The organism is Acidisoma sp. 7E03 (assembly GCF_054665075.1).
The window spans coordinates 143,783-166,890 of record NZ_BAAFHE010000011.1 but is presented as its reverse complement, the minus strand read 5'-3'; the positions used below and the strand labels follow the sequence as shown (position 1 = coordinate 166,890).

The 23,108-nt window shown below is 66.9% G+C and carries 26 protein-coding genes; 18 read left to right on the top strand and 8 right to left on the bottom strand.

Features of this window, described 5'->3' with window-relative positions:
* The first annotated feature begins 22 nt into the window (after positions 1-22).
* On the top strand, positions 23-889 hold the full coding sequence (locus ACYQ6W_RS17485) for an SMP-30/gluconolactonase/LRE family protein (protein WP_459677075.1): 867 nt from the start codon (positions 23-25) through the stop codon (positions 887-889).
* A 170-nt stretch (positions 890-1,059) separates the two neighbouring features.
* Positions 1,060-1,431 carry a hypothetical protein gene (locus tag ACYQ6W_RS17480; protein WP_459677074.1) on the top strand — a complete coding sequence of 124 codons (372 nt, stop codon included), beginning with the start codon at positions 1,060-1,062 and terminating at the stop codon, positions 1,429-1,431.
* An 84-nt stretch (positions 1,432-1,515) separates the two neighbouring features.
* Here ACYQ6W_RS17480 and ACYQ6W_RS17475 read toward each other — a convergent pair whose 3' ends face one another.
* From ACYQ6W_RS17475 to ACYQ6W_RS17465, 3 genes are all read right to left on the bottom strand, one after another.
* Positions 1,516-2,028, bottom strand: a complete 513-nt coding sequence (locus ACYQ6W_RS17475; RefSeq protein ID WP_459677072.1) for a GNAT family N-acetyltransferase — start codon at positions 2,026-2,028, stop codon at positions 1,516-1,518.
* Positions 2,029-2,092: 64 nt separating this feature from the next.
* Positions 2,093-2,707: a 30S ribosomal protein S4 gene (gene rpsD, locus ACYQ6W_RS17470; protein ID WP_459677071.1), complete on the bottom strand. Its 615-nt coding sequence runs from the start codon at positions 2,705-2,707 to the stop codon at positions 2,093-2,095.
* Positions 2,708-2,928: 221 nt separating this feature from the next.
* Positions 2,929-3,654 carry an orotate phosphoribosyltransferase gene (locus ACYQ6W_RS17465; protein ID WP_459677070.1) on the bottom strand — a complete coding sequence of 242 codons (726 nt, stop codon included), beginning with the start codon at positions 3,652-3,654 and terminating at the stop codon, positions 2,929-2,931.
* 230 nt (positions 3,655-3,884) lie between these two features.
* On the opposite strand from ACYQ6W_RS17465, the gene ACYQ6W_RS17460 reads away from it, so the two are divergent.
* From ACYQ6W_RS17460 to ACYQ6W_RS17450, 3 genes are read left to right on the top strand one after another with little or no spacing between them, the layout of a single operon-like run.
* Positions 3,885-4,121 (top strand): hypothetical protein, encoded by a 237-nt coding sequence (locus tag ACYQ6W_RS17460; protein ID WP_459677068.1) that lies wholly within the window; start codon positions 3,885-3,887, stop codon positions 4,119-4,121.
* 10 nt (positions 4,122-4,131) lie between these two features.
* Positions 4,132-4,815 (top strand): GNAT family N-acetyltransferase, encoded by a 684-nt coding sequence (locus ACYQ6W_RS17455; RefSeq protein WP_459677067.1) that lies wholly within the window; start codon positions 4,132-4,134, stop codon positions 4,813-4,815.
* 11 nt (positions 4,816-4,826) lie between these two features.
* Positions 4,827-5,708: a glycerophosphodiester phosphodiesterase gene (locus tag ACYQ6W_RS17450; RefSeq protein ID WP_459677066.1), complete on the top strand. Its 882-nt coding sequence runs from the start codon at positions 4,827-4,829 to the stop codon at positions 5,706-5,708.
* A gap of 57 nt (positions 5,709-5,765) precedes the next feature.
* On the opposite strand, the gene gltA is transcribed toward ACYQ6W_RS17450, so the two are convergent.
* The 3 genes from gltA to ACYQ6W_RS17435 form a co-directional block, all read right to left on the bottom strand.
* Positions 5,766-7,070 (bottom strand): citrate synthase, encoded by a 1,305-nt coding sequence (gene gltA / locus ACYQ6W_RS17445; RefSeq protein ID WP_459677065.1) that lies wholly within the window; start codon positions 7,068-7,070, stop codon positions 5,766-5,768.
* A 172-nt stretch (positions 7,071-7,242) separates the two neighbouring features.
* The gene (locus ACYQ6W_RS17440; RefSeq protein WP_459677063.1) at positions 7,243-8,841 is read right to left on the bottom strand and encodes a CYTH and CHAD domain-containing protein; all 1,599 of its coding nucleotides are present in this window, start codon (positions 8,839-8,841) and stop codon (positions 7,243-7,245) included.
* On the bottom strand, positions 8,841-9,371 hold the full coding sequence (locus ACYQ6W_RS17435) for a SixA phosphatase family protein (protein ID WP_459677062.1): 531 nt from the start codon (positions 9,369-9,371) through the stop codon (positions 8,841-8,843). The genes ACYQ6W_RS17440 and ACYQ6W_RS17435 overlap by 1 nt, the downstream gene beginning before the upstream one ends.
* A gap of 136 nt (positions 9,372-9,507) precedes the next feature.
* On the opposite strand from ACYQ6W_RS17435, the gene ACYQ6W_RS17430 reads away from it, so the two are divergent.
* The 3 genes from ACYQ6W_RS17430 (at position 9,508) to ACYQ6W_RS17420 (ending at position 11,968) form a co-directional block, all read left to right on the top strand.
* Complete coding sequence (locus tag ACYQ6W_RS17430; RefSeq protein WP_459677061.1) at positions 9,508-10,173, top strand: MBL fold metallo-hydrolase; 666 nt, start codon at positions 9,508-9,510, stop codon at positions 10,171-10,173.
* The gene (locus ACYQ6W_RS17425; protein WP_459677060.1) at positions 10,170-10,634 is read left to right on the top strand and encodes a cupin domain-containing protein; all 465 of its coding nucleotides are present in this window, start codon (positions 10,170-10,172) and stop codon (positions 10,632-10,634) included. Before ACYQ6W_RS17430 ends, ACYQ6W_RS17425 begins: the two co-directional genes overlap by 4 nt.
* 122 nt (positions 10,635-10,756) lie before the next feature.
* Positions 10,757-11,968 carry an MFS transporter gene (locus ACYQ6W_RS17420; protein ID WP_459677059.1) on the top strand — a complete coding sequence of 404 codons (1,212 nt, stop codon included), beginning with the start codon at positions 10,757-10,759 and terminating at the stop codon, positions 11,966-11,968.
* A 48-nt stretch (positions 11,969-12,016) separates the two neighbouring features.
* Here the strand turns inward: ACYQ6W_RS17420 and ACYQ6W_RS17415 are convergent, their stop codons facing one another.
* Positions 12,017-12,793, bottom strand: coding sequence for a sensor histidine kinase (locus ACYQ6W_RS17415; protein WP_459677057.1), 777 nt, complete (start codon positions 12,791-12,793; stop codon positions 12,017-12,019).
* A gap of 375 nt (positions 12,794-13,168) precedes the next feature.
* Between ACYQ6W_RS17415 and rpmH the strand changes: the two genes are divergently transcribed.
* From rpmH to ACYQ6W_RS17365, 10 genes are all read left to right on the top strand, one after another.
* Complete coding sequence (gene rpmH, locus ACYQ6W_RS17410) at positions 13,169-13,303, top strand: 50S ribosomal protein L34 (RefSeq protein ID WP_459677055.1); 135 nt, start codon at positions 13,169-13,171, stop codon at positions 13,301-13,303.
* 40 nt (positions 13,304-13,343) lie between these two features.
* Positions 13,344-13,724, top strand: coding sequence for a ribonuclease P protein component (gene rnpA, locus ACYQ6W_RS17405; RefSeq protein WP_459677124.1), 381 nt, complete (start codon positions 13,344-13,346; stop codon positions 13,722-13,724).
* Positions 13,721-14,047: a membrane protein insertion efficiency factor YidD gene (yidD, locus tag ACYQ6W_RS17400; protein WP_459677054.1), complete on the top strand. Its 327-nt coding sequence runs from the start codon at positions 13,721-13,723 to the stop codon at positions 14,045-14,047. Before rnpA ends, yidD begins: the two co-directional genes overlap by 4 nt.
* Positions 14,047-15,843 carry a membrane protein insertase YidC gene (yidC, locus tag ACYQ6W_RS17395; RefSeq protein ID WP_459677052.1) on the top strand — a complete coding sequence of 599 codons (1,797 nt, stop codon included), beginning with the start codon at positions 14,047-14,049 and terminating at the stop codon, positions 15,841-15,843. Before yidD ends, yidC begins: the two co-directional genes overlap by 1 nt.
* Before the next feature lie 9 nt (positions 15,844-15,852).
* Positions 15,853-16,545 (top strand): ribosome biogenesis GTP-binding protein YihA/YsxC, encoded by a 693-nt coding sequence (gene yihA / locus ACYQ6W_RS17390; protein ID WP_459677051.1) that lies wholly within the window; start codon positions 15,853-15,855, stop codon positions 16,543-16,545.
* A 56-nt stretch (positions 16,546-16,601) separates the two neighbouring features.
* Complete coding sequence (gene argB, locus ACYQ6W_RS17385) at positions 16,602-17,504, top strand: acetylglutamate kinase (RefSeq protein WP_459677050.1); 903 nt, start codon at positions 16,602-16,604, stop codon at positions 17,502-17,504.
* Between the two features lie 33 nt (positions 17,505-17,537).
* Positions 17,538-18,230: a hypothetical protein gene (locus ACYQ6W_RS17380; RefSeq protein WP_459677048.1), complete on the top strand. Its 693-nt coding sequence runs from the start codon at positions 17,538-17,540 to the stop codon at positions 18,228-18,230.
* A 110-nt stretch (positions 18,231-18,340) separates the two neighbouring features.
* A complete protein-coding gene (locus tag ACYQ6W_RS17375; RefSeq protein WP_459677047.1) occupies positions 18,341-19,072 on the top strand; it encodes a hypothetical protein in 732 nt (243 codons plus the stop codon).
* 145 nt (positions 19,073-19,217) lie between these two features.
* Positions 19,218-20,168, top strand: coding sequence for a YihY/virulence factor BrkB family protein (locus ACYQ6W_RS17370; RefSeq protein WP_459677046.1), 951 nt, complete (start codon positions 19,218-19,220; stop codon positions 20,166-20,168).
* Between the two features lie 108 nt (positions 20,169-20,276).
* Positions 20,277-20,759 carry a nucleoside deaminase gene (locus ACYQ6W_RS17365; RefSeq protein WP_459677044.1) on the top strand — a complete coding sequence of 161 codons (483 nt, stop codon included), beginning with the start codon at positions 20,277-20,279 and terminating at the stop codon, positions 20,757-20,759.
* A gap of 26 nt (positions 20,760-20,785) precedes the next feature.
* Here ACYQ6W_RS17365 and ACYQ6W_RS17360 read toward each other — a convergent pair whose 3' ends face one another.
* Positions 20,786-23,098 (bottom strand): FdhF/YdeP family oxidoreductase, encoded by a 2,313-nt coding sequence (locus ACYQ6W_RS17360; RefSeq protein ID WP_459677043.1) that lies wholly within the window; start codon positions 23,096-23,098, stop codon positions 20,786-20,788.
* Positions 23,099-23,108: the final 10 nt, after the last annotated feature.

The following is a 23,108-nucleotide window of genomic DNA, read 5'->3' as shown; positions in this document are numbered from 1 at the left end:
GGGGAAGCGGTAGGAGGCGGTGATGACGGAGCGCAGGGTAGACCTCGTTTGGGACAGTAAATGCGGGACCGGCGAATGCCCGACCTGGGACGCCGAGGCGAAGCAGCTCTATTTCTGTGACATCCCGAACGGGCGGCTGCATCGCTACGATCCGGCGGCGGATGCCCGGGAGAGCTGGCAACTGCCGGAAGTCCTCGGCAGCTTCGCGCTGTGCCGCTCGGGCCGCATCCTCGTGTCCCAAAAGCAGAAGCTGATGTTCTTCGATCTGGCGAGCGGCCGGCTCGATCCTTTCGCGCAGATCGCGGAGCCACCTACCAATCGCTTGAATGACGGCAAGGTCGGCCCGGATGGCTGCTTCTGGGTCGGCACCATCAACGAGGGGGCGGATGGTCTGCCCTCCGGCAAGCTCTACCGCGTGACGCCGCAGGGGCAGGTCGAGATCAAGGTGGAGGGGCTGAAGAACTCCAACGGTCTCGCCTGGAGCGCCGATGGCCGCACCATGTACCATTCCGATACGCGCGGCCCGTGGATCGACTGCTGGGACTTCGACGCCGAGATGGGTGCGATCTCGAACCGCCGCCGCTTCGCCGAGGTCACGAACGAAGAAGGGCGGCCGGATGGCGGCGCGCTGGACATGGAGGGCGTCTACTGGTCCGCCGGCTCCGGCATGGGCGTAATCAACCGCTTCGCCCCCGATGGGACGATCATCGAGAAGATCGCCATGCCGGTACCGAACGTGACCATGCCGTGCTTCGCGGAGAACCAGATCTTCATCACGTCTGCGCTACCGGCCACGGCCGAGAAGCGGGCGGAATTCCCGGTCGCCGGCGGACTTTTCATGATGGCGGTCGAGAGCGCGGGGGTTCCCGTCGGCCGTTTTCGTGACTGAGCGTTGCAGGCCGCGGACTCCCTGGGAGCTTTGCGGCGGCATTGTGCCTACGCTGCCCTAGAACGGTCAGAAGCGGGGTCTATCTAAGCTCCAAGGCGGCGATCCAGCTGAGCCTGCAACCCCAAGGGTGCAGGCAGGCCTTCAGGGATACGCCGAAAGGAGTTTGGGACATGACATTCTTCTCGCCTTCCCATCTGACCCGCGGCCTTGCCGCGGCGGCGCTCGTCACCGGGCTGGCAGCGGCGCCCGTTGCCCTCAGCACACATGCCGAGGCGCAGGGCTGGCACCACTGGCATGGCGGCTACGGTGGCTGGCACGGTGGCTATGGCGGCCCCGGCCCGGGCGTTGCGGTCGCGAGCGGCCTGCTGGGCCTTGCCGTGGGTGCCGCGGTCGGCAGCGCGCTCGCGGCGCCCCCGCCGCCCGCCTATTACGCCCCGCCTCCGCCGCCGGTCGTCTATACGCCGCCGCCGGTCTACTACGCGGCCCCGCCGCCCCCGGTGGTTTATGCCGCGCCCCCGCCTCCGGCCTACTACGTCCCGTAACGGCGACATCCGCTTCCAGCCCGGACCCGACATCCGGGGATGAGAAACGCCCCGGTCCTCCTGCGAGGGCCGGGGCGTTTCCGTTCAGGGTGCGGCAAGCGCCAGATAGACGCTGTCGACCCAGGTCTCACCGATCAGGAAAGTCCGCGCGGCGCGGCCCGTTTCGTGAAAGCCGAGCCGCGTCAACAGCCGCAGGCAGGCCGCGTTCGACGGGTCCACATCGGCCGTGATCTCCGTCGCGCCGCGCGCGAAGGCGCGCGCGATGACGGCGCGCAGCGCTTCAGCGGCTATACCCTGACCCCATTGGTCGCGCGCCAGCAGGAAGCCGATCTCCCCACCGCGCCAGAGCCCCGCCTTGCCGATGACGCGACCATCGCGCGTGATGACGAAATCGTCCGACTCGCCTGCGGCGACCGCGGCGATCGTGCTGGCGACGAAGGCAGCGGTATCCGCTTCGCGCGCATGCGGCAGGCTGGACCAGAAGCGCATCACCGCGGGGTCGCGCATGATGGCGTGCAGCGCGGGCACGTCTGCCTCGGTCATGCGGCGGAGGTGCAGCCGCTCGGTATCGATCACCGGGGGTGCCGTCTCGTCCATCCTGTCCTCCAACGAAAAAGGGCGCCCCGAAGGACGCCCTTTTGCGATTCGATCGAAAGCCTGATCAGCGCGAGTAGTATTCGACGACCAGGTTCGGTTCCATCTGCACGGGGAAGGGAACGTCCGCAAGCTTCGGCGCGCGGAGGTAGCGGCCCTTCATGGCGCGATGATCGACCTCGATATACTCCGGCACGTCGCGCTCACCGCTCTGCGTCGCATCCAGAACGACGGCGAGCTGCTTCGACTTCTCGCGCACCTCGATCACGTCGTCATTGCTGACGAGGTAGGAGGCGATGTTCACCCGGCGGCCGTTGACCAGCAGGTGGCCGTGCGAGACGAACTGGCGGGCGGCGAAGGGGGTGATCGCGAACTTCATGCGGTAGATCACTGTGTCCAGCCGGCGCTCCAGCAGCTCGATCAGGTTCTCGGAGGTGTCGCCCTTCCGGCGGACGGCTTCCTCGTAATACTTGCGGAACTGCTTCTCGCTGATGTTGCCGTAGTAGCCCTTGAGCTTCTGCTTGGCCATCAGCTGCACGCCGTAGTCGCTGGGCTTCTTGCGGCGCTGGCCGTGCTGGCCCGGACCGTAGTCACGCTTCGCGACGGGGGACTTGGCGCGGCCCCAGAGATTGACGCCGAGGCGGCGATTGATCTTGAACTTGCTTTCGGTGCGCTTGGTCATGCGCAACTCCTTCGTCTATGGCGCCAGTAGTCCATCCCGGCCCCCGATGATCACTGATCGAAAGGGAGCAGCGGACAGGCCCCGGTGGGGGCCGTTCCGCCTTGGGTGGCGGGGCGATCGGCGGAAGGCCGCGGATCGTCCACATTCCCGGCAATAGCGGCGGCTTCTAGGTGGCGCGTCCCGCTCTGTCAAACCGCAGCAGCCATGCGCCGCGCGGCGCCTTATTCTTCGGGCCTCTTGTTGCTGGTGGCGCCACCCCGCGCCGCCGACCACGCGGCCGGCGCTTCCAGGAAGCGGCGCACCTCGGCCATGGCACTTTCCGGGAAGTAGGGGCGTTCGCGGCAGGCTTCCAGCACGTCCCACCAGGTGGTCAGGTAGTGGAGCGCGATGTCGTGCTCGGTCAGCGTCTCGATGCTGCCTTCGAACACGCCGTAGAAGAAGACGACGAAGGCGTGGTGGCAGAGGGCACCGGCATCCCGCAGGCTTTGGGCAAAGCGGATCTTGGACTGGCCGTCCGTCGTCAGATCCTCGACCAGCAGGGTCTCCTTGCCTTCCGGCACGTCGCCCTCGATGAGCGCGTTACGGCCGAAACCCTTCGGCTTCTTGCGCACATAGGACATCGGCAGTCCCATGCGGTCTGAAATCCAGGCGGCATAGGGAATGCCGGCCGTCTCACCGCCGGCGATCGCTTCGATCGTCTCATAGCCGATGGCGCGCTGAATCTTCTCAACCGCGAGCTGGCTGATCTTGGTGCGGGCCTGCGGGTAGTAGATGATGCGGCGGCAGTCGATATAGACCGGGGATTTCCAGCCGGAGGTGAGGGTGTAGGGCTCCTCGGGCCGGAAATTGATCGCCTTGATCTCGAGCAGGATTCGCGCAGCCGTCATGGCCGCGTCGCGGTCCCAGTCGCTCGCATGGCCTGCAAGTTTGCGGGATAAGGCGGTCATGGCTGCGCTCCGATGCAAATTCCGGCCGATTTCTAGCGGATTGTCGCCGTCCCGCAAGAATGACCTGGAACCTGCCGTCCGGGCCAGCCCCCCGGCCGGCGCGGGGCGCCTTTCCGCGATGCACAATGGCCCGCGCCTTGATCCGAAGGCCCCATCTCTGTAAGGATCAGGGCGCCGGCGCGACGCCCTGTGGGCGGCGTGGCGGATTGGATCATAGGGGGCCTGACAGGATGGGGCGTGACGTAGCCACCATCGCTCGCCGGTGCGAGCGTGCCGTGATTACCGCCTATCGGGAGCTGCGCGTTCACGGCAACGGAGACATGGAGTCCTTCCGCGCCTGCACGACCCTCTATCGCATCCACCACCCGGAGGCTTCGATGGACGAAGCCCGCCGCCTCGTCGCGGAATGGATCGACCATCACGTCGTCCGCGAGGATGCCGGCCCGACCCCGGGTTGCGATTGCTGACGACCGAGGCGTGAGCCCGGCGCCGTCTCCCGATCTTTCCCAGTGGAAGGGTGTGCCGCGTCCTGAGCGTGTCGTGCTCGACGGGCAGTATGCGCGTCTCGAACCGCTGGACCCCGCGCGCCATGGGACCGATCTCTACGTGGCGGCGAACGATGACGGGGCCGAAGCCCGCTTCCGCTATCTCTTCGAGATCAAGCCCCCGGACCGCCCGACCTTCGACGGGTGGCTGAGCCAGGCCGCCGCATCGACCGATCCCCTTTTCTTCGCCGTGGTGAATCGCGCCACGGGACGCGCCCTCGGCCGCCAGGCGCTGATGCGCATCGACCCCACGCACGGCGTGATCGAAATCGGCAGCATTCATTGGGGCCCCGGCATGGCGCGCAGCCGCATCGCGACCGAAGCGCTCTTTCTCTTCGGCCGCTACGTCTTCGAGACCATCGGCTACCGCCGCTTCGAATGGAAATGCCATAACGGCAACGAGCCCTCGAAGCGCGCGGCCGCCCGTTTCGGCTTCACCTATGAGGGCCTGTTCCGCCAGCACATGGTGGCCAAGGGCGCCAACCGGGACACCGCCTGGTTCTCCATCATCGACGGCGAATGGCCGGCGCTCGCCGCGGCCTTCTCCGCCTGGCTGGACCCGTCGAACTTCGATGGCGAGGGCCGGCAGCGCCGCCGGCTCGAAGCGTTCCGCTGAAGGGACGTCCGATGCAGGGCAGGACGCTGGAACTCCACGGCCACCGCGGCGCGCGGGGGCTGTGGCCCGAGAATACGCGGCCGGCTTTCGAAGGCGCGCTCGCCCTCGGCGTCTCAGCGATCGAGATGGACGTGGCGCTGAGCCGGGATGGCGTCGCCCTCCTCAGCCATGACCCGATCCTTGATCCAGATCTCACGCGGGGCCCCGACGGCGCTTGGATCACTCCCCCCGGCGGCCTGATTCGCGATCTGACGGCTGTCGAGTTGGAGGCCTTCGACGTTGGGCGCATCCGCCCTGGCAGCGCCCAGGCCGCGGCCTTCCCCGAACAGCGCGGCATGGACGGCGTTCCTCTGCCGCGCCTCGACGACATCGTGGCGCTCGCCCCGCCCGGGGTGTTGCTGGCGGTGGAGCTGAAGACCTTTCCCGACCATCCGGAGCGGACGGTGCCGCCCGAAGCGATGGCCGATGCCGTTCTCGCCGTGCTGGAAGAGGCGGGGGTGCTGGCGCGCACGCGCATCATCTCCTTCGACTGGCGGGTGCTGGCCTATCTCCGGCAGGTGCGGCCCGCGCTCGACCTGGGCTATCTCACCGATGCCGAAACAGAAGCGGCCGAACGGCTGTGGTGGAACGGCGCCTCCGCCGCCGACCATGGCGGGTCGGTCCCGCGCCTTGTCGCGGCGCTCGGCGGCCGCGTCTGGGGACCCGACGCCGCGACGCTCACCCGGGCGCAGGTGGACGAGGCCCATGCGCTGGGGCTTCTGGTCAATCCCTGGACGGTCAACGACCCGGCCGAGATGGCGCGGCTCATCGGCTGGGGCGTCGGCGCCCTGACGACGGACTATCCGGATCGGGCGCGGGCGGTGATGGCGGAGAAGGGCATCACCCTCGCCTGAAACGAAGAGGGCGTCCGGATCGCTCCGGACGCCCTCTTCTGTCCGATTCGGAGCGCCTCAGCGCTTGTCGGCGGGCACGTAGTCGCGCTTGGCGGCGCCGGTATAGATCTGGCGCGGGCGGCCGATGCGGTTCGCCGGATCTTCCAGCATTTCCTGCCACTGGCTGATCCAGCCGGCGGTGCGCGCCACCGCGAAGAGCACGGTGAACATGCTGGTCGGGATGCCCATCGCCTTGAGGATGATACCCGAATAGAAATCGACGTTCGGATACAGCTTGCGCTCGACGAAATAGGGATCGGTCGTCGCGATGTGCTCGAGTTCGAGCGCGAGATCGAGCAGCGGCTCGTCCTTGATGCCGAGCTCGTCCAGCACCTCGTGGCAGGTCTGCTGCATGATCTTCGCGCGCGGATCGTAGTTGCGATAGACGCGATGGCCGAAGCCCATGAGGCGGATGTGGCTGGTCTTGTCCTTCACCTTCGCGATGAAGTCCGGGATGTTGTCCTTGTGCCCGATCTCGTTGAGCATCTTCAGCACCGCCTCGTTCGCGCCGCCATGCGCGGGGCCCCAGAGGGAGGCGATGCCGGCCGCGATGCAGGCGAAGGGATTGGCGCCGGTGGAGCCGGCGAGCCGCACCGTGCTGGTCGAGGCGTTCTGCTCATGATCCGCGTGCAGGATGAAGATGCGGTCCATGGCGCGGGCCAGGATGGGGTTGACCTTGTATTCCTCGGCCGGCACCGCGTTCATCATGTAGAGGAAGTTGGCCGCGTAGCTGAGGTCGTTGCGCGGATAGATGAAGGGCTGACCGATCGAATACTTGTGGGCCCAGGCCGCGATCGTCGGCAGCTTGGCGATCAGGCGGAAGGCGCTGATCGTACGGTGCTCGGGGTTCGTGATGTCCAGGCTGTCATGGTAGAAGGCGGACATGGCGCCCACCACGCCGCAGAGGATCGCCATCGGATGGGCGTCGCGGCGGAAGCCGTCGAAGAAGCGGCGCAGCTGTTCGTGCACCATGGTGTGATGCGTGACGCCACGATGAAATTCGTCCATCTGCTTGGCGTCGGGCAGTTCACCATGCAGCAGCAGATAGGCGACTTCGAGGAAGGTCGACTGCTCGGCCAGCTGGTCGATCGGATAGCCGCGATGCAGCAGGATGCCCTCGTCACCGTCGATATAGGTGATCTTGGAGGCGCAGGAGGCCGTGGCGCCGTAGCCGGGGTCGAAGGTGAAGATGCCGAGATCGGCATAGAGCTTACGGATATCGGCGACGGGCGGCCCCATCGTCCCATGCATCAGGGGCAGCGATGCGACCTTGCCCGATGATTCCAACGAGACCGTCACCGCGTCCTTGGCTGTGTCGCTCATTCCGCCGCCCTTCGTTCTTCAGGTTGTGCGTGTGACCGATGACCGTTCGGTCACCAGGACCGTACGGGGATCGGATTGGATGGTCTTTGCATAAGACGGAGCCGGCTTTCTGGCAATCTTCGCGGACGCAGCATAGGCCGCAAAAAGCCAGGCCGGCGGCCCGGAAGCCTACTTAAAAGGGATAGGTTTTCATCAGCTTGCGCCACGCCGCGAAGACGGCCTCGCGCGTGCCGCTGGCGCGACCCAGACCATAGCCGCGCACCAGCCCTGTCGCTTCCGCAGCGAGCACCTGCGAGCGGACCGCCGCCCGCGCCGCGGGGCGCAGGCTTTCGGCGAGGTCGCCTGCGACGGCGCCATCGTTCAGCGCACCCATGATCTCCTGGGTTTCGCTGAGGCGCCGGATCAGCCTGCGCACCGGCTTGGCCGGCAGCGCATCCTGAAACATCTCTGCCTGGTAGCGCAGCTTCTTGCACAGGATGCGCATGGCATGCAGCTCATGCACCGGCATGGGCAGAAGGTCGCGCACCGGGCGCGCCGTCTTCTTCCAGCGCATCTCGATGCAGCGAAGCGCGAAGTCTCCGAGGCGGCTGAGGTCCACCGCGTCCTTGGCTCGCACGGCCGGCGGGGCGAGGCGGGAGATGGCGCCGGAGACGGGGTCCGCGCCCTCGCCCGCCGGTTCGGGCGGCGGGGGTGGTTCCACGTGCCGCCAGCCGATGCCAAGGCAAAGTCCGACCAGTTCCCACAGCAGCGCCCGATAGTCCGCCTGATGCTGATAGGCGAGCAGCGCTTCGTACGCGCTTTCGCGGCGCGCCTCGGCGGCTTCTTTCAGCCATTGCAGGGCAGCGGCTTCCTCGGGCTGCACCGCGGCCAGCGGCGCGACCGTCTCCGACAGAAACACGTCCCAGTCCCGCGCCGGGCCGAGCACGGTCTTCAGCTCGGTCAGCAGCGCCTTCACCCGCTGCTCGCCATCTTTCAGGATCGGGCGGAAGGCGAGCATGAGGGCGCGCAGGCGACGCATCGTCACCCGCGCCTGATGCACGGGTTCCGGCCCGCTGCGGCCCGGAATCTGGGCGAGGCGCGTGAGAAAGGTGGTGACGAAGCCGCTGGCGAGGATGGCCAGCGCCTCCTCGGTCGGCATCGTCGCATCCAGAATCGGAGGCGGTGGGGCCTTGATCTTGGCGCCGCGCAGTGAAAGGGCTTCCTGCGGCAGCGTCGTGATGCCAGGCAGCACGGGAAGGTCGGCCGCGAGCCGCCGGGCAAGGTCGAGCGCGACCGGCGCCGCAGCTTCGATCTCCAGCTGCCGAACCGGCGTCGGCCGCCCCGCATCCCCGGGCAGGGCAAAGCTCTCCAAGGTCCCGCGCAGCAGTCTGCACTCGGCGGTCCCCTCCTCGAGCGCAATCGGCAGGCGCTGCACCTCACCCGTGAAGCGAGCGACGGCATGGCGCGGCCCGGGTAGGGCCTCGCCGAGGGCAGTTTCGATTCCAGCCGGATTGATGGCCTCGGCAAGCGTCTCCGGAGCCGTTGCCGGCCGGCGCGGCCAGCCGAGGCCGAGATGACGGAGATGCCAGTGGCCGGCGCTCTCGGACAGGGCGAGATCGCGCACCGCGAGCTGAGAATCGGCAGTGTCGTACCAGACCTCTTCGACCTTCTTCGCCCGCGGTTTGCGGCCGCGCAGCTTCAGGGCGGAATGCCGCAGCAGCTCGGTTTCGGCGGTCGGCGGGTAGTGGAGGACGAGGACGACAGACCCGATGGTCGGGGCAGGAGAGGACATCAGCGTGCGGCAGTCTGCAGATCGTGGGGGGTCAGGAAGCGGACCAGTTCGGCCCCTTCGGGCAGACTGCGCCAGGAGCCGGCGAGGGAGAATTCGGCGAGAGCTGCGGTTGGAAAGCCACGGGCGAGGCGCTGGCTGCCGGGGCGGCCGAGGCTCGCCGCATGAGCGCCGAGCAGGATCATGGCAAGGTCATGCAGCCCAGGATTATGGGCGATGACGAGAACACGGCCGGTCTCCCCGGGCAGTTCGGCCAGTTGTTCCAGGATCTGCCGCGGGCTCGCGAGATACAGGTCCCCCGTCACCTCGGTCTGCGGTGCGCCGGGCAGGGGCTGCAAATGCTCCAGCGTCTCGCGCGTGCGTCGGGCCGAGGAGACGAGAACCAGATCAGGCGCAAGGCCGAGGCTCAGGATCGCACCGCGCATCGCGGCGGCATCCGCTTGACCCTCTGCATCGAGCGGACGGTCGTGATCGGCGAGGCTGGGGTCGTGCCAGCTCGATTTGGCATGGCGAAGGAGCAGCAGGTGACGCATGGCGCGATCCTCGCATGAAATTCACCCTCTGTCGCCAGCCGCCGCGCGGATTTCCAAGCCGCGGCGTCACGCCATCGAGGCTTGTCATTCCCCCCGGTTGGCGGTTCGATCCGTCGACCAAGCGGGAGAGAGCAGGGTGGGGCAGTTGAAGATCGCAATCGAGCAGGTGACGCCGTTTCGGCAGAACTGCGCCTTCATCTGGGATGACGAGACGCAGCGCGGTGTCGTTATCGACCCCGGCGGGGAGGTGGACCGGCTGCTCGAGACGGTGGCAACCACGGGCATCGTCGTGGACCACATCCTGCTGACCCATGGCCATATCGACCATGCGGGCGGCGCCGCCCGGCTGCGCGAGGAACTCACCGCCCGGCAGGGGGCCCCGGTGCCGATCTGGGGGCCGGACGAGCGCGACCGCTTCCTGCTCGACGGGCTGCAGGTCACCGGAGAGGGCTACGGCATCACCGATGCCCGCGCCTTCGTGCCCGACCGCTGGCTGAGCGAGGGGGACGAGGTTCCGATCGCTGGTCACAGCTTCCAGGTGCTGCACTGCCCAGGTCATACGCCGGGCCATGTCGTCTTCGTCTCCCGCGCCATGGGGTTCGGCATCTTCGGCGACGTGCTGTTTCGCGGTTCGGTGGGGCGGACGGATTTCCCCTACGGTGATCCAGAAGCGCTGCTGCGCGCGATCCACGACAAGCTGATGGTGCTGGACGACCGCCTGGTTTTCATCTGCGGCCATGGGGCCCGCTCGACGATCGGGACGGAGCGGCAGACCAATCCCTTCCTGCGGAGGGAGGCATGAGCGGCCCCGGCCGTTGGCGGGATGACGGCGTTCAGGTCATCCCCGGGACTCAGCTCGACCCGAATACGGCCAGCACCCCGGGCATGGCGCGGGCGGCCGCCATCACCGCGGCGCGGACGGGCGCGCAGAAGATCTGGGCCGGGACGGTGACGATCGCGCCGCATGCGAAGACCGGCGCCCACCACCACGGCGACCTCGAAAGCGTCATCTACGTCCTGCGCGGTCGCGCCCGCATGCGCTGGGGCGAAAGGCTGGAATTCGTCGCGGAAGCGGGCCCGGGCGACTTCATCTATGTTCCCCCCTTCGTGCCGCATCAGGAGATCAACGCCGGGACCGATGAGCCGCTCGAATGCGTTCTTGTGCGCAGCGGTGGGGAGGCGGTGGTCGTCAACCTCGACATCGAGCCGGTGGAGGCGCCGGAAGCGGTCGCCTGGGTCGATCCGATTCACCGCGCGCCCTGAGGTCTCCACGGCCACGAATCCGGCCGCCTGCTTGGCAAGTCTCGTGAGAGGTGACACGATGCTGTGAGCAGCGGTGAAGCATTTCGGCGCTGATCTGTCACAATAAACAATGTGGGGGACGGATGTCCGATACACGGAACGCGAGCCGCGTGGTTCTGGCCGCCTATCTCGGCTGGACGCTGGATGCCTTCGACTTCTTCATCATGATCTTCGTCTTCGATGACGTGGCAAAGACCTTCGGCGTCGGCCTGACGACGGCGAGCTTCGCGATCACGCTGACGCTTGCGATGCGCGCCTTCGGCGCCCTGCTGTTCGGCCGCCTGGCCGATAAATATGGCCGGCGTCCCATCATGATGTTCAACATCCTGTGCTTCTCGGCGCTGGAACTGCTCTCCGGCCTCGCGCCCACGCTGCTCTCCTTCATGATCCTTCGCGCGCTCTTCGGCATCGCCATGGGTGGCGAATGGGGCGTCGGCTCCTCCCTGACCATGGAGAGCATTCCGGCCAAATGGCGCGGGTGGGTTTCCGGGCTGCTGCAGGCGGGCTATCCCTCGGGCTATCTGCTGGCGACCCTCGCCTTCGGCGTGCTTTACCCGCTCGTCGGCTGGCGCGGCCTCTTCATCGTCGGCGCCCTGCCGGCGCTGCTCGTCGTCTACATCCGCCGCAACGTGCCCGAGAGCCCGGACTGGCATGCCCGTCAGGAAGAGGGGCCGCGGCCGCCGATCATGGAGGTGCTGCGCCGCCATGCCGGCCTCACCGTCTATGCCGTGATCCTGATGTGCGCCTTCAACTTCTTCAGCCACGGCACGCAGGACATCTATCCCAAGGCCTTCCTGAAGGTGCAGCACGGCTTCAGCCACGACACCATCACCATCATCGCTCTGGTCTACAATGTCGGCGCGATCCTCGGCGGCCTCACCTTCGGCTCACTCTCCCAATATATCGGCCGCCGCTGGGCGATCGTGCTCGCCGCGGTGCTCGCTCTGCCGGTCATTCCGCTCTGGGCCTTCTCGAACTCGCCGTGGCTGCTCGGCCTCGGCGCCTTCCTGATGCAGTTCATGGTGCAGGGTGCTTGGGGCATCATTCCGGCGCATCTCAACGAGTTGTCGCCTGCCGACATCCGGGCGACCTTCCCGGGCTTCGTCTATCAGCTGGGGAACTTCCTGGCCTCGTACAACGCGACCCTGCAGACCAAGATCGGCGCGGCGAACAACCACAATTACAGCTGGGCCCTGGCCGGCGTCGCCGGCACGGTCGCCATCATCATCGCGGTGCTCTCCGCCTTCGGCGTGGACCGCAGCCACGTGAAGATGGGCCGAGAGGCCCGAAGCTAGGGCCATACCGACTCCGAGGGGCGCCGCACGGCGCCCCTCGGGCAACGGTCAGTCGTCGCTGCCCAGGCTCTGGCTGCCGAGCGGCAGCATCACCTCCACCGTGGTGCTGGCCTCACCCTCCCCATGGCGCACGCCGATGGTGCCGCCATGCGCCTCGATCAGCTCGCGCGCGATGACGAGGCCGAGACCGCTGCTGCCGAAGCGGAAGGCGCCCGAGAAGGGGCGCAGCGCATCGGCCAGCTGCTCATCCCGAAAGGGCCGGCCGTCATCCGAGAAGTGGATGACGATCCGTTCCGCCAGCACCTCCACCATGATCGCCATGCGGCGCGCCTGCGCCTTGGCGGCCGTCCGCAGCAGATGGGCGAAGGCCCGCAGCAGAAGCGCGCGATCGGCATCGAGCGTGACATCCGTCGCCGTGCCGTATTCCACCGCCATGCTCTGATGCTGGACGTGCACGTCCTGCACCGCCTGCTCGATGATGGAGGAGAGGGTGCAGGGCGCCCGGGTCAGGCGCGGCGCCCCTTCCTGTGCGAAATCGAGCGAGGTGTTGATGAGCGCCGTCGCTTGTTCGAGGGCCGAGACGATGAGCCGACCGCTGCGCGCGACCTTCGGGTCTTCAGAGGATTCCAGCCGGTCCGACACCATGAGCGCGGAGGCCATGATATTGCGCAGGTCGTGGTTCAGCTTGGCCTGCGCAACGCCGAGTTCGGCGAGGCGCCGCAGCCGCCACACGTCCTCCCCGAGGGTTCGGCGGAGAACCGCGATCTCGGCGCGCAGGGTCAGCAGTTCCTGGGTCTGCTGGTCGGTCTGATCGGTCTCGTTCATGGCGATGCGAAAGTCCGTCCGATGAGAGGGCGCCTGGCCGCTCGGGGCCGATCGGCACGGCGCGATGTGCGCCTCAGGAAATGCCCATCTCTCTTAAGTTTGCTTGAAACAGATAGGGGTAACGGGCCTGATTCGCACCCGCGGCCGTATTTTTCCACCAGCCGGCCGGGCCGTGGCGGGCCCAGTGCGAGAAAAGGCGCATCTGGCACCCGGTGCATGGACGTTGACGCGCGCGGGATCCGACTTCTATACCGCGCTCCCTGAGCGGGACCGTCATCCGGGATGCGGGCGCCCGCCTGTTTTGTTGACGCCTGATCATGACGGTGATGCCGGCCGGGCCAAGCCCGCCCGGGGCCGGGAAGACTGGAGAGTAACGTGAAGCGCACCTATCAGCCCTCGAAGATCGTCCGCAAGCGGCGGCATGGTTTCCGCGCCCGCATGGAGACCGTGGGTGGTCGCAAGGTGCTGGCCAACCGCCGCGCCAAGGGCCGGAAGCGCCTCTCCGCCTGATTTCTTTCGGACGGAAGGTCATGCCGTGGCGACGACTCGCATGAGCCAGCCGCCACGCCTCAAGCGCCGGGCGGAGTTCCTGGCGGTGGCGGGCAAGGGGGTCAAGGCACCCATGCCCGGCCTCGTGCTGCAACTCCTGCCCCGGGCGGATGATGCGCCGCTGCGCGTCGGCTTCACCGTGACCAAGAAGGTCGGCAATGCCGTCGTCCGCAACCGGACGAAGCGCCGCCTGCGCGAAGCCGTGCGCCTGGGCCTGGACCCGGCCCTACATCGCGGCTTCGACATCGTCGTCATCGGCCGGGACAAGACGGCCGACCGGCCCTTCGCCGAACTGATCGACGATCTGCAGCGCGCGACGGCGCGCGCGCGTCGCCAGCTCGAGCGCGGCAGCCCGGCGCCCACGTCCATCTCGCCCCGATGAACGATTTCCTTTCCACCCTCCTGCGCGCCCTGCTGATCGGCCTCGTCCGGCTGTGGCAGGTGATGCTGCGCCCCGTGCTCGGCAACAATTGCCGCTTCCATCCCGGCTGCAGCGACTATGCGGTCGAGGCGATTCGGGAGTATGGGGCGATCCGGGGCGGCTGGATGGCCTGCCGGCGTATCCTGCGCTGCAATCCCTGGCATCCGGGCGGTTACGATCCGGTGCCGCCGCGTGACGGCGGCCCATGCCACGACCACGACCACCACGATCGTGGCCTGCCGCCAGGCATGCCGCGGCAAACGAACTGGGACCTTGTCGGCTGATGGAACAGAAGCGCCTTTTTCTCGCGATCGCGATCTCGCTGGCGATCCTGCTCGGCTTCGAGTTCCTTGTGCAGCCGCATCTGCCGCACCCGAAGCCCCCGCCGGCGGTGACCGAGACCAAGACCAACCCGCAGGCGACGAGCGCGGACAATGCCGCCCCGGGCGCGCCCGCCGGCAAGAACGGCGTGTCGGCCTCGGCTGCGGCGGCCGGCGCGGCACCGTCTCCGACCGTCGCCATCAAGGCGCCGTCGCTCGACGGCTCGATCAGCCTGCGCGGCGCCCTGCTCGATAACCTCGTCCTCACCGACTATCACGAGACGGTCGACCCGAAGTCGCCGCTCGTGAAGCTGCTGGAGCCCACGACGAGCGCGCAGCCTTATTACATCCAGTACGGATGGGCGGCGGCGCCCGGCCAGACGATCGACGGCCAGCCCGTGCGTTTGCCGGATTCGACCACGCTGTGGAAGGCCTCGGGCGACACGCTGTCCCCCGGCCAGCCGCTGACGCTGAGCTGGGACAATGGCCAGGGCCTGACCTTCGCGCTGACCTATACGATCGACGACCACTACATGTTCTCGGTCGATCAGCAGGTGAAGAATACCGGCAAGACCGCGGTCTCGCTCTTCCCCTGGTCGCGCATCCGCCGCGACTACATGCCGCCGACCTCCGGCTACTATCTGCTGCATGAAGGGCCGCTCGGCGTCTTCCGCGGCACGCTGCACGAACTCGGCTACAAGAGCATCCAGAAGGACGGCGAGCAGCACGACGGGGTCGGCTATACCGAGACGAGCGACGGCGGCTGGCTCGGCTTCACCGACAAATACTGGCTGACGGCACTGATCCCCGACCAGCATGACGAGGTGACGGGCTCCGTCCGCGCCATCAATATCGGCGGCACCGAAGGCTTCCAGAGCGACTTCATCGCGAGCAAGGCGCAGACGGTCGCGCCCGGTGCCACCGAAGCCTTCACCAGCCGCGCCTTCACCGGCGCGAAGGTGGTGAGCCTGCTCGACAAGTACGAGGCCGAGTACCACATCCCGAGCTTCGACAAGGCGGTCGACTTCGGCATCTTCTACTTCCTGACGAAGCCGATCTTCTTCGCGCTGGACTACCTCAATCACCTGCTCGGCAATTTCGGCCTGGCGATCATGCTCTTCACCGTCTTCGTGAAGCTGCTGTTCTTCCCGCTGGCCAACAAGTCCTACAAGTCCATGAGCAAAATGAAGCTCATGGCGCCGAAGATCCAGGAGATGCGGGAGCGCTACAAGGACGATCCGGCCAAGCAGCAGGCCGAGATGATGGCCCTGTATCGCTCGGAGAAGGTCAATCCGGCCTCGGGCTGCCTGCCCATGATCATCCAGATCCCGGTCTTCTTCTGCCTCTACAAGGTCATCTTCGTGACCATCGAGATGCGGCACGCCCCCTTCTTCGGCTGGATTCACGATCTCTCGGCGACCGATCCGACCAATATCTTCACGCTCTTCGGTCTCATTCCGTGGGACCCGACGGCGATCGCGCCCTTCCTGCATCTGGGCGCCTGGCCGATCATCATGGGCTGCACCATGTTCCTGCAGCAGAAGCTGAACCCGCCGCCGCCGGACCCGACCCAGGCGCGCCTGTTCCAGCTGATGCCGATCATCTTCACCTTCATGCTGGCGCATTTCCCGGCCGGCTTGGTGATCTACTGGAGCTGGAACAACCTGCTCTCGGTCGCGCAGCAGTGGTTCATCATGCGCCGCACCCGGCTTGACCGGCCGCGCATGGTGCGCACCGAGCGCAAGGGCGCCAAGGCCTGAGGCGGCCCCGTGGCGCGCGAAACCTTGCCGGCGGCGGAGGGGCTGAATCTGGCCCCGACGCCGGCGACACCTGAGGAACTAGAGGCGGCGCGGGTCTTCTTCGCGGCCCCCTGCGCTTTTTTCTATGCGGCGCAAAGCCTGGACCAGCTGCCCGAGCCGCGCAGCCTGGAACTGGCCTTCGCCGGGCGCTCCAACGTCGGCAAATCCTCCTTCGTGAACGCCCTGACCGGGCAGAACGCGCTCGCCCGCACCTCCAACACGCCGGGCCGCACCAAGCAGCTAAACTTCTTCGATCTCGGCGGGCGCCTCACCCTCGTCGACATGCCGGGCTACGGCTATGCCCAGGCGGAGAAGAAGGTGAAGGAGGATTGGCAGGGGTTGATGTTCAACTACCTGCGCGGCCGCCCCAACCTGCGCCGCGTTGCCCTGCTCATGGACGGGCGGATCGAGGTCAAGGAGAGCGATCGCGCGGTGATGGACCTGCTGGACAAGGCGGCCGTCACCTTCCAGATCGTCATGACCAAGGCGGACGGGCTGAAGCCCGCCGCCCTCGCGCGCAAGACCGACGAGCTTCAGGCGCTTGCCCGCTCCCATGCCGCAGGCTTCCCCCAGGTGCTGGTGACCAGCGCCCGCTCCGGCCTCGGCATACCCGAGGCGCGCGCCGCTTTCGCAGCCCTGGCGCTCGGCGGCGGTCAAGGGTAAGGGGCGTTTCGCGCCCGTGCGGCGCCGCCGGTCTCTCGCAGGAAAAGGATGTGTGGATGACTTCCGCCACTGAACGCTATCGGCTCGCCGCCGAGCAGGCTTCCACCGTCTCCCGCGCGCTGCCCTATCTCCGCCGCTATGCCGGCGCCACCATCGTCGTGAAATACGGCGGCCACGCCATGGGCGACGATACCCTGGCGGAAGGCTTCGGCCGGGACATCGCGGCGCTGAAGCAGGTCGGCATCAACCCCGTCGTCGTCCATGGTGGCGGGCCGCAGATCAACACCATGCTGAAGCGGCTCGCCATCCAGTCGACCTTCGTCGAAGGCCTGCGCGTGACGGATGCCGCCATGGTTGAGGTGGTCGAGATGGTGCTCGCCGGCTCCGTCAACAAGCAGGTGACGTCGTTGATCACCCGGGCCGGTGCGCTCGCCGTCGGCATCTGCGGCAAGGATGGCGGCCTCATCCGCGCCCGCAAGCTGACGCGGATGATGCGGGACCCCGACAGCAACATCGAGCGCGCGCTCGACCTCGGCTTCGTCGGTGAACCGGCGCATATCGACATCCGCGTCATCCATGCGCTGACCGGCGCCGGGTTGATCCCGGTCATCGCCCCCGTCGGCATCGGCGAGGATGGTCAGACCTACAACATCAATGCCGACACGGCGGCGAGTGCCATCGCGGCGGCGCTCCAGGCGCATCGCCTGCTGATGCTGACGGACGTGCCCGGCGTGCTGAACGAAAACAAGGAGTTGTTGCCCGAACTGACCGTGGAGCAGGTGGAAGCCGGCATCGCCAGCGGCATGATCACCGGCGGCATGATCCCCAAGGTGGAGAATTGCATCGCGGCCGTCCGCGGCGGCGTCAAGGGCGCCACCATCCTCGACGGCCGTGTCGAACACGCCTGCTTGTTGGAGCTCTTCACGGAAGGCGGCGTCGGCACCATGATTCTCGGCTAGGATCTGAGACTCGACCCATAAAGGCAGGGGAACATGCGACTGTTTCGGCGCGGCGTCATGGCTTTGGGACTGGTGGCCGCAGTCTCGCTCGGGGCCGTGACGGCCTATGCCGAACATTCCACGGTGGATTTTCCGGGGATCGGCCTCGTCACGCTGCGCACCATCAAGGCGATCGGCGCGCTGCCCAGCGTCGCACTCGCCGGGCCGGATGGACGCGTCCTGCTGAACGCGACGGTGGGCGGCACGCAGTCGGAATATTTCCGTATTTCCAAGGGGCCAGACGGCACTCTTAACCCGACCGTGCACTATGCCGTCCTGCCTGGGCCGGACGCCGAATCGCGGGCAGTGCTCGCGGTCGCCGCCGCGATGGGCGGTTCGGACTGCGCTTATGAGGCGATCGTCTTCGGCTCCAATCGCGGCAAGCTCAGCCTATGGACGCCCAAGACCATCGACACGATGGCGGAGGGCGGCATCTATGTCGGCGATCTCGGCCAGGGCCGGGGCTACGGCATGGCGGACTGGAACTTCATCTGGGGGGACGAGCCGCACGTCGCGCCCCATCGCTACCAGGTTCACCTCTACAAGCTGAACCGCAAGACCATGAAGTTCTATCCGACCACGACCATGACGACGCATGGCCACTACGCGGACGGCACGGCCGCGCTGCGTGAACTCCGGCTCGATTTCCCCAATCTAACGACGGCAATCCCCAAACTGTCCTGCTGATCGGCGAAGCACCCTCTCCAAAGCATGACAGGATGTTCAGATTTCCGGCAAAGCCCGTGAAACGCGGTGCGGCTTAGCGTTCGCCCATCGCGCTTGAGTGGGAGAACGTCATGCAGCCGATCCGTGCTCTTCTTCTGGCCGGTGCAGTGACTGCCGGTGCCACGGCCTTGGCAGGCTATGCCCATGCCGGACAGGACGGCATGCAGACCCTCATCCTGCAGCTGCCCGGCGGCGGCGTGGAGCAGGTGCAGGCCGTCGTGGCTGCGCCTGCCACCGTTCCGCAGCAGATCGTGCTGGTGCCGGCGCCGGCCGGCATGCCCGTGCCGATGCCCATGCCTGTCGCGCTCTTGGCCCCGCCGCCCGTGGCCGCGGTATCGGGCGATCCCTTCGCCCAGATGGACAGGATTTCGGCGATCATGAACGCCCAGGCTGCGGCCATGATGAACGCGATGACCGCGATGATGTCGCAGCCTGTCCCGACACCGAGCGCACTCGTGCCTGCACGCTTCGCGGCACTGCCGCCTGGCGGCTCGGCCAGCTATGCCGTCATCTCCACGGCCGCTGGCCGCCAAGGGGCCTGTATGGAGAGCGTGCAGATCACCATGGGCGCGCCCGGTCAGGCGCCGCAGGTCCTCTCCCACCGCGCCGGAACCTGCGGCGGGGGCGCTTTGCCCTTCGGCCAGACCCCGACGGCCGCACCTCTGCCGCAGGCGCCCGCGGGCACGCCGGCCCTGGTGCCGGCGGTGCAGCAGCCCGTGGCATCTCCGCCCGCGGAGGTGCCACACCTCATTCGGGCGCGGGCGGATCTACCGGTCTCCCTCCCGCAGCCCGCGCGTACCTGACGGCGGCCGGATGCCGGCTCACGAAGCCGGCATCCGGCGCCGCACGCCTCGTTACCGCGATCGCTTCTTGCAACCCCCGTCTTGACCCTGGCGGTTCGGCCATCATCTCGCATGGGAACCGGTTCTCAGCAGGAAGGATGCGCCGATGGCGGCGTTGGCCAAGATCAAGGATCTCGCGCCCGTACAGATGGCGCTCGATACCTTCAACGGCTTCATTGACGACGACTGCCTGAGCCGAGGCGCGGCCATCGCCTATTTCACCATCTTTTCCCTCGCGCCCATCCTTCTCGTCATCATCGCCATCGCGGGCTTCGTCTTCGGCGATGATGCGGCGCGCGGCGTCGTCTTCACCAAATTGCAGGGCCTGGTCGGCAAGGACGCGGCCGGCCTGGTTCAATCGATGATCCAGAGCGCCGCCAACCGGAAGAGCGGGATCATCGCCACCATCATCTCCATCGTCATGCTGCTGGTCACCGCCACCGGCGTCTTCGGCGAGATGCAATCCGCCCTCAACGTCATCTGGAAGACGGATGGTTCGGCGCATTCCACCGTCTCTCGCCTGATCAAGGCGCGAGCCCAGAGCCTTGGGCTGGTTGTGACGCTGGGCTTCCTGCTGCTCGTCTCGCTTGCCATCAGCGCCGCCATCTCGGCCGCCTGGAACAAGGTCGACCAGGCGGTTCCGGGTGCGAGCGTCGTGCTGCGACTGATCAATCTGCTTCTGTCGCTCGTCTTCACGACGATTCTCTTTGCCGCAGTCTACAAGGTTCTGCCGGACCGCAACCTGCGCTGGCGCGACGTCATGATGGGCTCGATCTTCACGGCGCTGCTCTACACGGTGGGGAAGACCGCCATCGCGCTCTATATTGGGCGCAGCGGGGTGGCCTCATCCTACGGCGCGGCCGGCGCGCTCGTGGTTCTCCTGCTCTGGGTTTACTACTCGGCCCAGATCTTCTTGCTCGGCGCCGAGTTCACCAAGGTCTACGCGGCGCATCGGGGCAATCAGAAGCATCTGCTCGCGCCCTTCCGGCAAACCGTGCCCGTCATGGACGCCCAGGACCGCGACTTACGGCGGGAGCCGACAACCTCGTCCCGGTGAAGGTGGCGCATGTGGCCGTCAGCCCTCTATCGCCGTCTCCGCGAGGCCGTTACGGTCCGCGGCAAGACCGTGGATGCGGTCCTTGGCCCGACCGCGAAAAGGGATGACATGACGGAAGACGACGAGACTTTCATGCGCCGGGCGATTGCCCTGTCAGAGCATACCTCGCTGGTGGAGAGCGCGGGTGGGGCCTTCGGATGCGTCATCGTGCAGGACGGCCAGATCATCGGTGAAGGCGCCAACCGGGTCGTAGCGGAGAACGACCCGACCTGGCATGCCGAGATGGCGGCCATCCGAAATGCCTGCACCACGCAAGGCACCTTCAAGCTGCGCGATGCGACGCTGTACACGAGTGCCGAACCTTGCCCGATGTGTATGGCGGCTTGCTATTGGGCCGGCATCGAACGCGTCTTCTACGCCTCTCAGGTCGAAGATGCGCTGGAATACGGCAATTTCGACGACAGCATGATCTATGAGGAAATCCGCAAGCCGGCGGCCGAGCGGACAATCGCCATCCGCCAAATTCTGCGCGCCGAGGCGACCGAGGTCTGGAAGAAATACGCCGAGAAGGACGACCGCGTTCCCTATTGAACGCGGCCCGGCCTACGCGGCGCGGCCTACGCGGCCCGGGTGATCCGCACGGGCACAGATTTGTAGGAGGGCGTGCCGCTCTGCCGGTCGTAATGGTCGAGCGGCACGAGCACGTTCGCTTCCGGATAATAGGCGCCGGCCGAACCCGGGGCGATTGCGTAGTCGACCACCGTGACGCGGCGCAGCACGGCCTGAGGGTTCGGCGCCTCGCCCTCGCGTGGCACGGCGGCGACATCCACCACGTCTCCCGCCTTCAGCCCGCGCGCCGCAATGTCCTGCGCATTGAGGAAGACCACGTCGCGCCGGCCGAAGACGCCGCGGTAGCGATCGTCCAATCCGTAGACGGTGGTGTTGTACTGGTCGTGGCTGCGCAGCGTGGTGAGGATGAGAGCATCCGCCTGCGCTGCGCGCGGATCTTCGGTGACGCCGGGAAAGACCAGGAACTGCGCTCGGCCTGACGGCGTCTTCCACTGCCGTTCGGTCGGCGGCAGGGGCAGCCGGAAGCCGCCCGGCTCCTTGATGCGCGTGTTGTAGTCATGAAAGGCCGGAAACACGCCCGCGATCTTGTCGCGGATGCGATCGTAATCCGCGATCAGCCAATCCCAGTCGATGCCGTAACGGTCACCCAGCACCGCCTTCGCCATGCCGGCGATGATCGCGGGTTCCGAGCGTACGAAGGGGGAGGGGGGCGGCAGGCGGCCGGTCGAGGCATGGACCATGGACATGCTGTCTTCGACAGTGACCGACTGTGCACCTTCGGCCTGCACGTCGAGTTCGGTGCGGCCCAGGCAGGGCAGCAGAATGGTCTCGCCCGCCAGCAGCAGATGCGAGCGGTTGGGCTTGGTCGCGACATGCACGGCGAGATCGAGCTTTCGCATGGCGGCGAAGGTGGTCTCGGGGTCCGACATGGCAACGGCGAGATTGCCGCCGAGCGCGATCATGACCTTGGAGCGGCCTTCGGCGATCGCCTGGATCGCTTCCACCGCATTGTGCCCGTGCTTTTCCGGCGGATCGAAGCCGAAGACGCGGCGGATGCCTTCGCGCAGCGCCGCCGGTGCCTTTTCGTCGATGCCGACGGTGCGGTCGCCCTGCACGTTGGAATGACCGCGCAAAGGGCAGATGCCAGCCCCAGGCTTGCCGAAATTGCCCCGCAGCATCAGCAGGTTCGCGATCTGCTGCACGTTCTCGGTGCCATGAGCGTGCTGGGTGATGCCCATGCCATAGCAGATGATGACGGCTTTTGCGCGGGCATAGACGGCGGCCGCCTCTTCCAGCGCCGCGCGGGGAAGGCCGGAGACGCGTTCGATCTCGGCCCATTCGGTTGCTTCGATATCGGCGCGCAGCGCATCGAAGCCGGTCGTATGTTCGGTGATGAAATCGCGGTCCAACACGCCCGAACCCCCGGCCGCGAGGTCCGCCGCGTCGAGCGCGAGCACGCCTTTCATGATGCCCTTGAGGGCGGCGGCATCGCCGCCGACCTTTACCTGATTGTAGACGCTGGCGATGGGCGTCGCGCTCAGCGTTGCCATCTCCACCGGCGCCTGCGGATCGGCGAAGCGCTCCAGCGCGCGCTCCTTGAGCGGATTGAAGACGATGATCGGTGCGCCGCGGCGGGAGGCTTCGCGCAGCGTTCGCATCATGCGCGGGTGATTGGTCCCCGGATTGTGGCCGATGCAGAAGATGGCCTGGGCATGGTCGAAGTCTTCCAGGCTTACGGTGCCCTTGCCGATGCCGATCGACATCGGCAGCCCCACGCTCGTCGCCTCGTGGCACATGTTCGAGCAGTCGGGGAAGTTGTTGGTGCCATAGGCGCGGACGAAGAGCTGAAACAGGAAGGCGGCTTCGTTGGAGGCACGGCCGGAGGTGTAGAACTCCGCCATGTTGGGATCGGGCAGGGCATTGAGATGCGCGGCGATCCGGGCGAAGGCGGCCTCCCAGGAAATCTCGACGAGCTTGTCCGTTGCCCGGTCATAGGTCAGGGGATGCGTCAGGCGGCCGAGATTCTCGATTTGATGGTCGCTCCAGCCGAGCAGCTCGCTCACCGTATGCTGGGCGAAGACCTCGGGCGTCGCGCGCTTCTTGGTCGCTTCCCACGAGACCGCCTTGGCGCCGTTTTCGCAGAATTCGAACGTCGAGGTGTGCTTCGGATCAGGCCAGGCACAGCCGGGGCAGTCGAAGCCGTGCGGCTGATTGTTGCGCAGCAGAAGCTTGCCGCCGGAGACCGCGTCCATCTGCTCGTGCAGCGCTTTCGCGACGGCCTTCAACGCGCCCCATCCGCCGGCGGGGCCGTCATAGGGGTGGATGCCTTCGGAGGACGGTTTCGCTGGCGTTTCGCTCATCCGAAGGCTC

What these genes read in the sequence shown, in the direction of transcription:
- ACYQ6W_RS17485 (WP_459677075.1), top strand. Translation starts at nt 23, where the DNA reads ATGACGGAGCGCAGGGTAGACCTCGTTTGGGACAGTAAATGCGGGACC.
- ACYQ6W_RS17480 (WP_459677074.1), top strand. Translation starts at nt 1,060, where the DNA reads ATGACATTCTTCTCGCCTTCCCATCTGACCCGCGGCCTTGCCGCGGCG.
- ACYQ6W_RS17475 (WP_459677072.1), bottom strand. Translation starts at nt 2,028, where the DNA reads ATGGACGAGACGGCACCCCCGGTGATCGATACCGAGCGGCTGCACCTC.
- rpsD (WP_459677071.1), bottom strand. Translation starts at nt 2,707, where the DNA reads ATGACCAAGCGCACCGAAAGCAAGTTCAAGATCAATCGCCGCCTCGGC.
- ACYQ6W_RS17465 (WP_459677070.1), bottom strand. Translation starts at nt 3,654, where the DNA reads ATGACCGCCTTATCCCGCAAACTTGCAGGCCATGCGAGCGACTGGGAC.
- ACYQ6W_RS17460 (WP_459677068.1), top strand. Translation starts at nt 3,885, where the DNA reads ATGGGGCGTGACGTAGCCACCATCGCTCGCCGGTGCGAGCGTGCCGTG.
- ACYQ6W_RS17450 (WP_459677066.1), top strand. Translation starts at nt 4,827, where the DNA reads ATGCAGGGCAGGACGCTGGAACTCCACGGCCACCGCGGCGCGCGGGGG.
- gltA (WP_459677065.1), bottom strand. Translation starts at nt 7,070, where the DNA reads ATGAGCGACACAGCCAAGGACGCGGTGACGGTCTCGTTGGAATCATCG.
- ACYQ6W_RS17440 (WP_459677063.1), bottom strand. Translation starts at nt 8,841, where the DNA reads ATGTCCTCTCCTGCCCCGACCATCGGGTCTGTCGTCCTCGTCCTCCAC.
- ACYQ6W_RS17435 (WP_459677062.1), bottom strand. Translation starts at nt 9,371, where the DNA reads ATGCGTCACCTGCTGCTCCTTCGCCATGCCAAATCGAGCTGGCACGAC.
- ACYQ6W_RS17425 (WP_459677060.1), top strand. Translation starts at nt 10,170, where the DNA reads ATGAGCGGCCCCGGCCGTTGGCGGGATGACGGCGTTCAGGTCATCCCC.
- ACYQ6W_RS17420 (WP_459677059.1), top strand. Translation starts at nt 10,757, where the DNA reads ATGTCCGATACACGGAACGCGAGCCGCGTGGTTCTGGCCGCCTATCTC.
- ACYQ6W_RS17415 (WP_459677057.1), bottom strand. Translation starts at nt 12,793, where the DNA reads ATGAACGAGACCGATCAGACCGACCAGCAGACCCAGGAACTGCTGACC.
- rnpA (WP_459677124.1), top strand. Translation starts at nt 13,344, where the DNA reads ATGAGCCAGCCGCCACGCCTCAAGCGCCGGGCGGAGTTCCTGGCGGTG.
- yidD (WP_459677054.1), top strand. Translation starts at nt 13,721, where the DNA reads ATGAACGATTTCCTTTCCACCCTCCTGCGCGCCCTGCTGATCGGCCTC.
- yidC (WP_459677052.1), top strand. Translation starts at nt 14,047, where the DNA reads ATGGAACAGAAGCGCCTTTTTCTCGCGATCGCGATCTCGCTGGCGATC.
- argB (WP_459677050.1), top strand. Translation starts at nt 16,602, where the DNA reads ATGACTTCCGCCACTGAACGCTATCGGCTCGCCGCCGAGCAGGCTTCC.
- ACYQ6W_RS17380 (WP_459677048.1), top strand. Translation starts at nt 17,538, where the DNA reads ATGCGACTGTTTCGGCGCGGCGTCATGGCTTTGGGACTGGTGGCCGCA.
- ACYQ6W_RS17375 (WP_459677047.1), top strand. Translation starts at nt 18,341, where the DNA reads ATGCAGCCGATCCGTGCTCTTCTTCTGGCCGGTGCAGTGACTGCCGGT.
- ACYQ6W_RS17370 (WP_459677046.1), top strand. Translation starts at nt 19,218, where the DNA reads ATGGCGGCGTTGGCCAAGATCAAGGATCTCGCGCCCGTACAGATGGCG.
- ACYQ6W_RS17365 (WP_459677044.1), top strand. Translation starts at nt 20,277, where the DNA reads ATGACGGAAGACGACGAGACTTTCATGCGCCGGGCGATTGCCCTGTCA.
- ACYQ6W_RS17360 (WP_459677043.1), bottom strand. Translation starts at nt 23,098, where the DNA reads ATGAGCGAAACGCCAGCGAAACCGTCCTCCGAAGGCATCCACCCCTAT.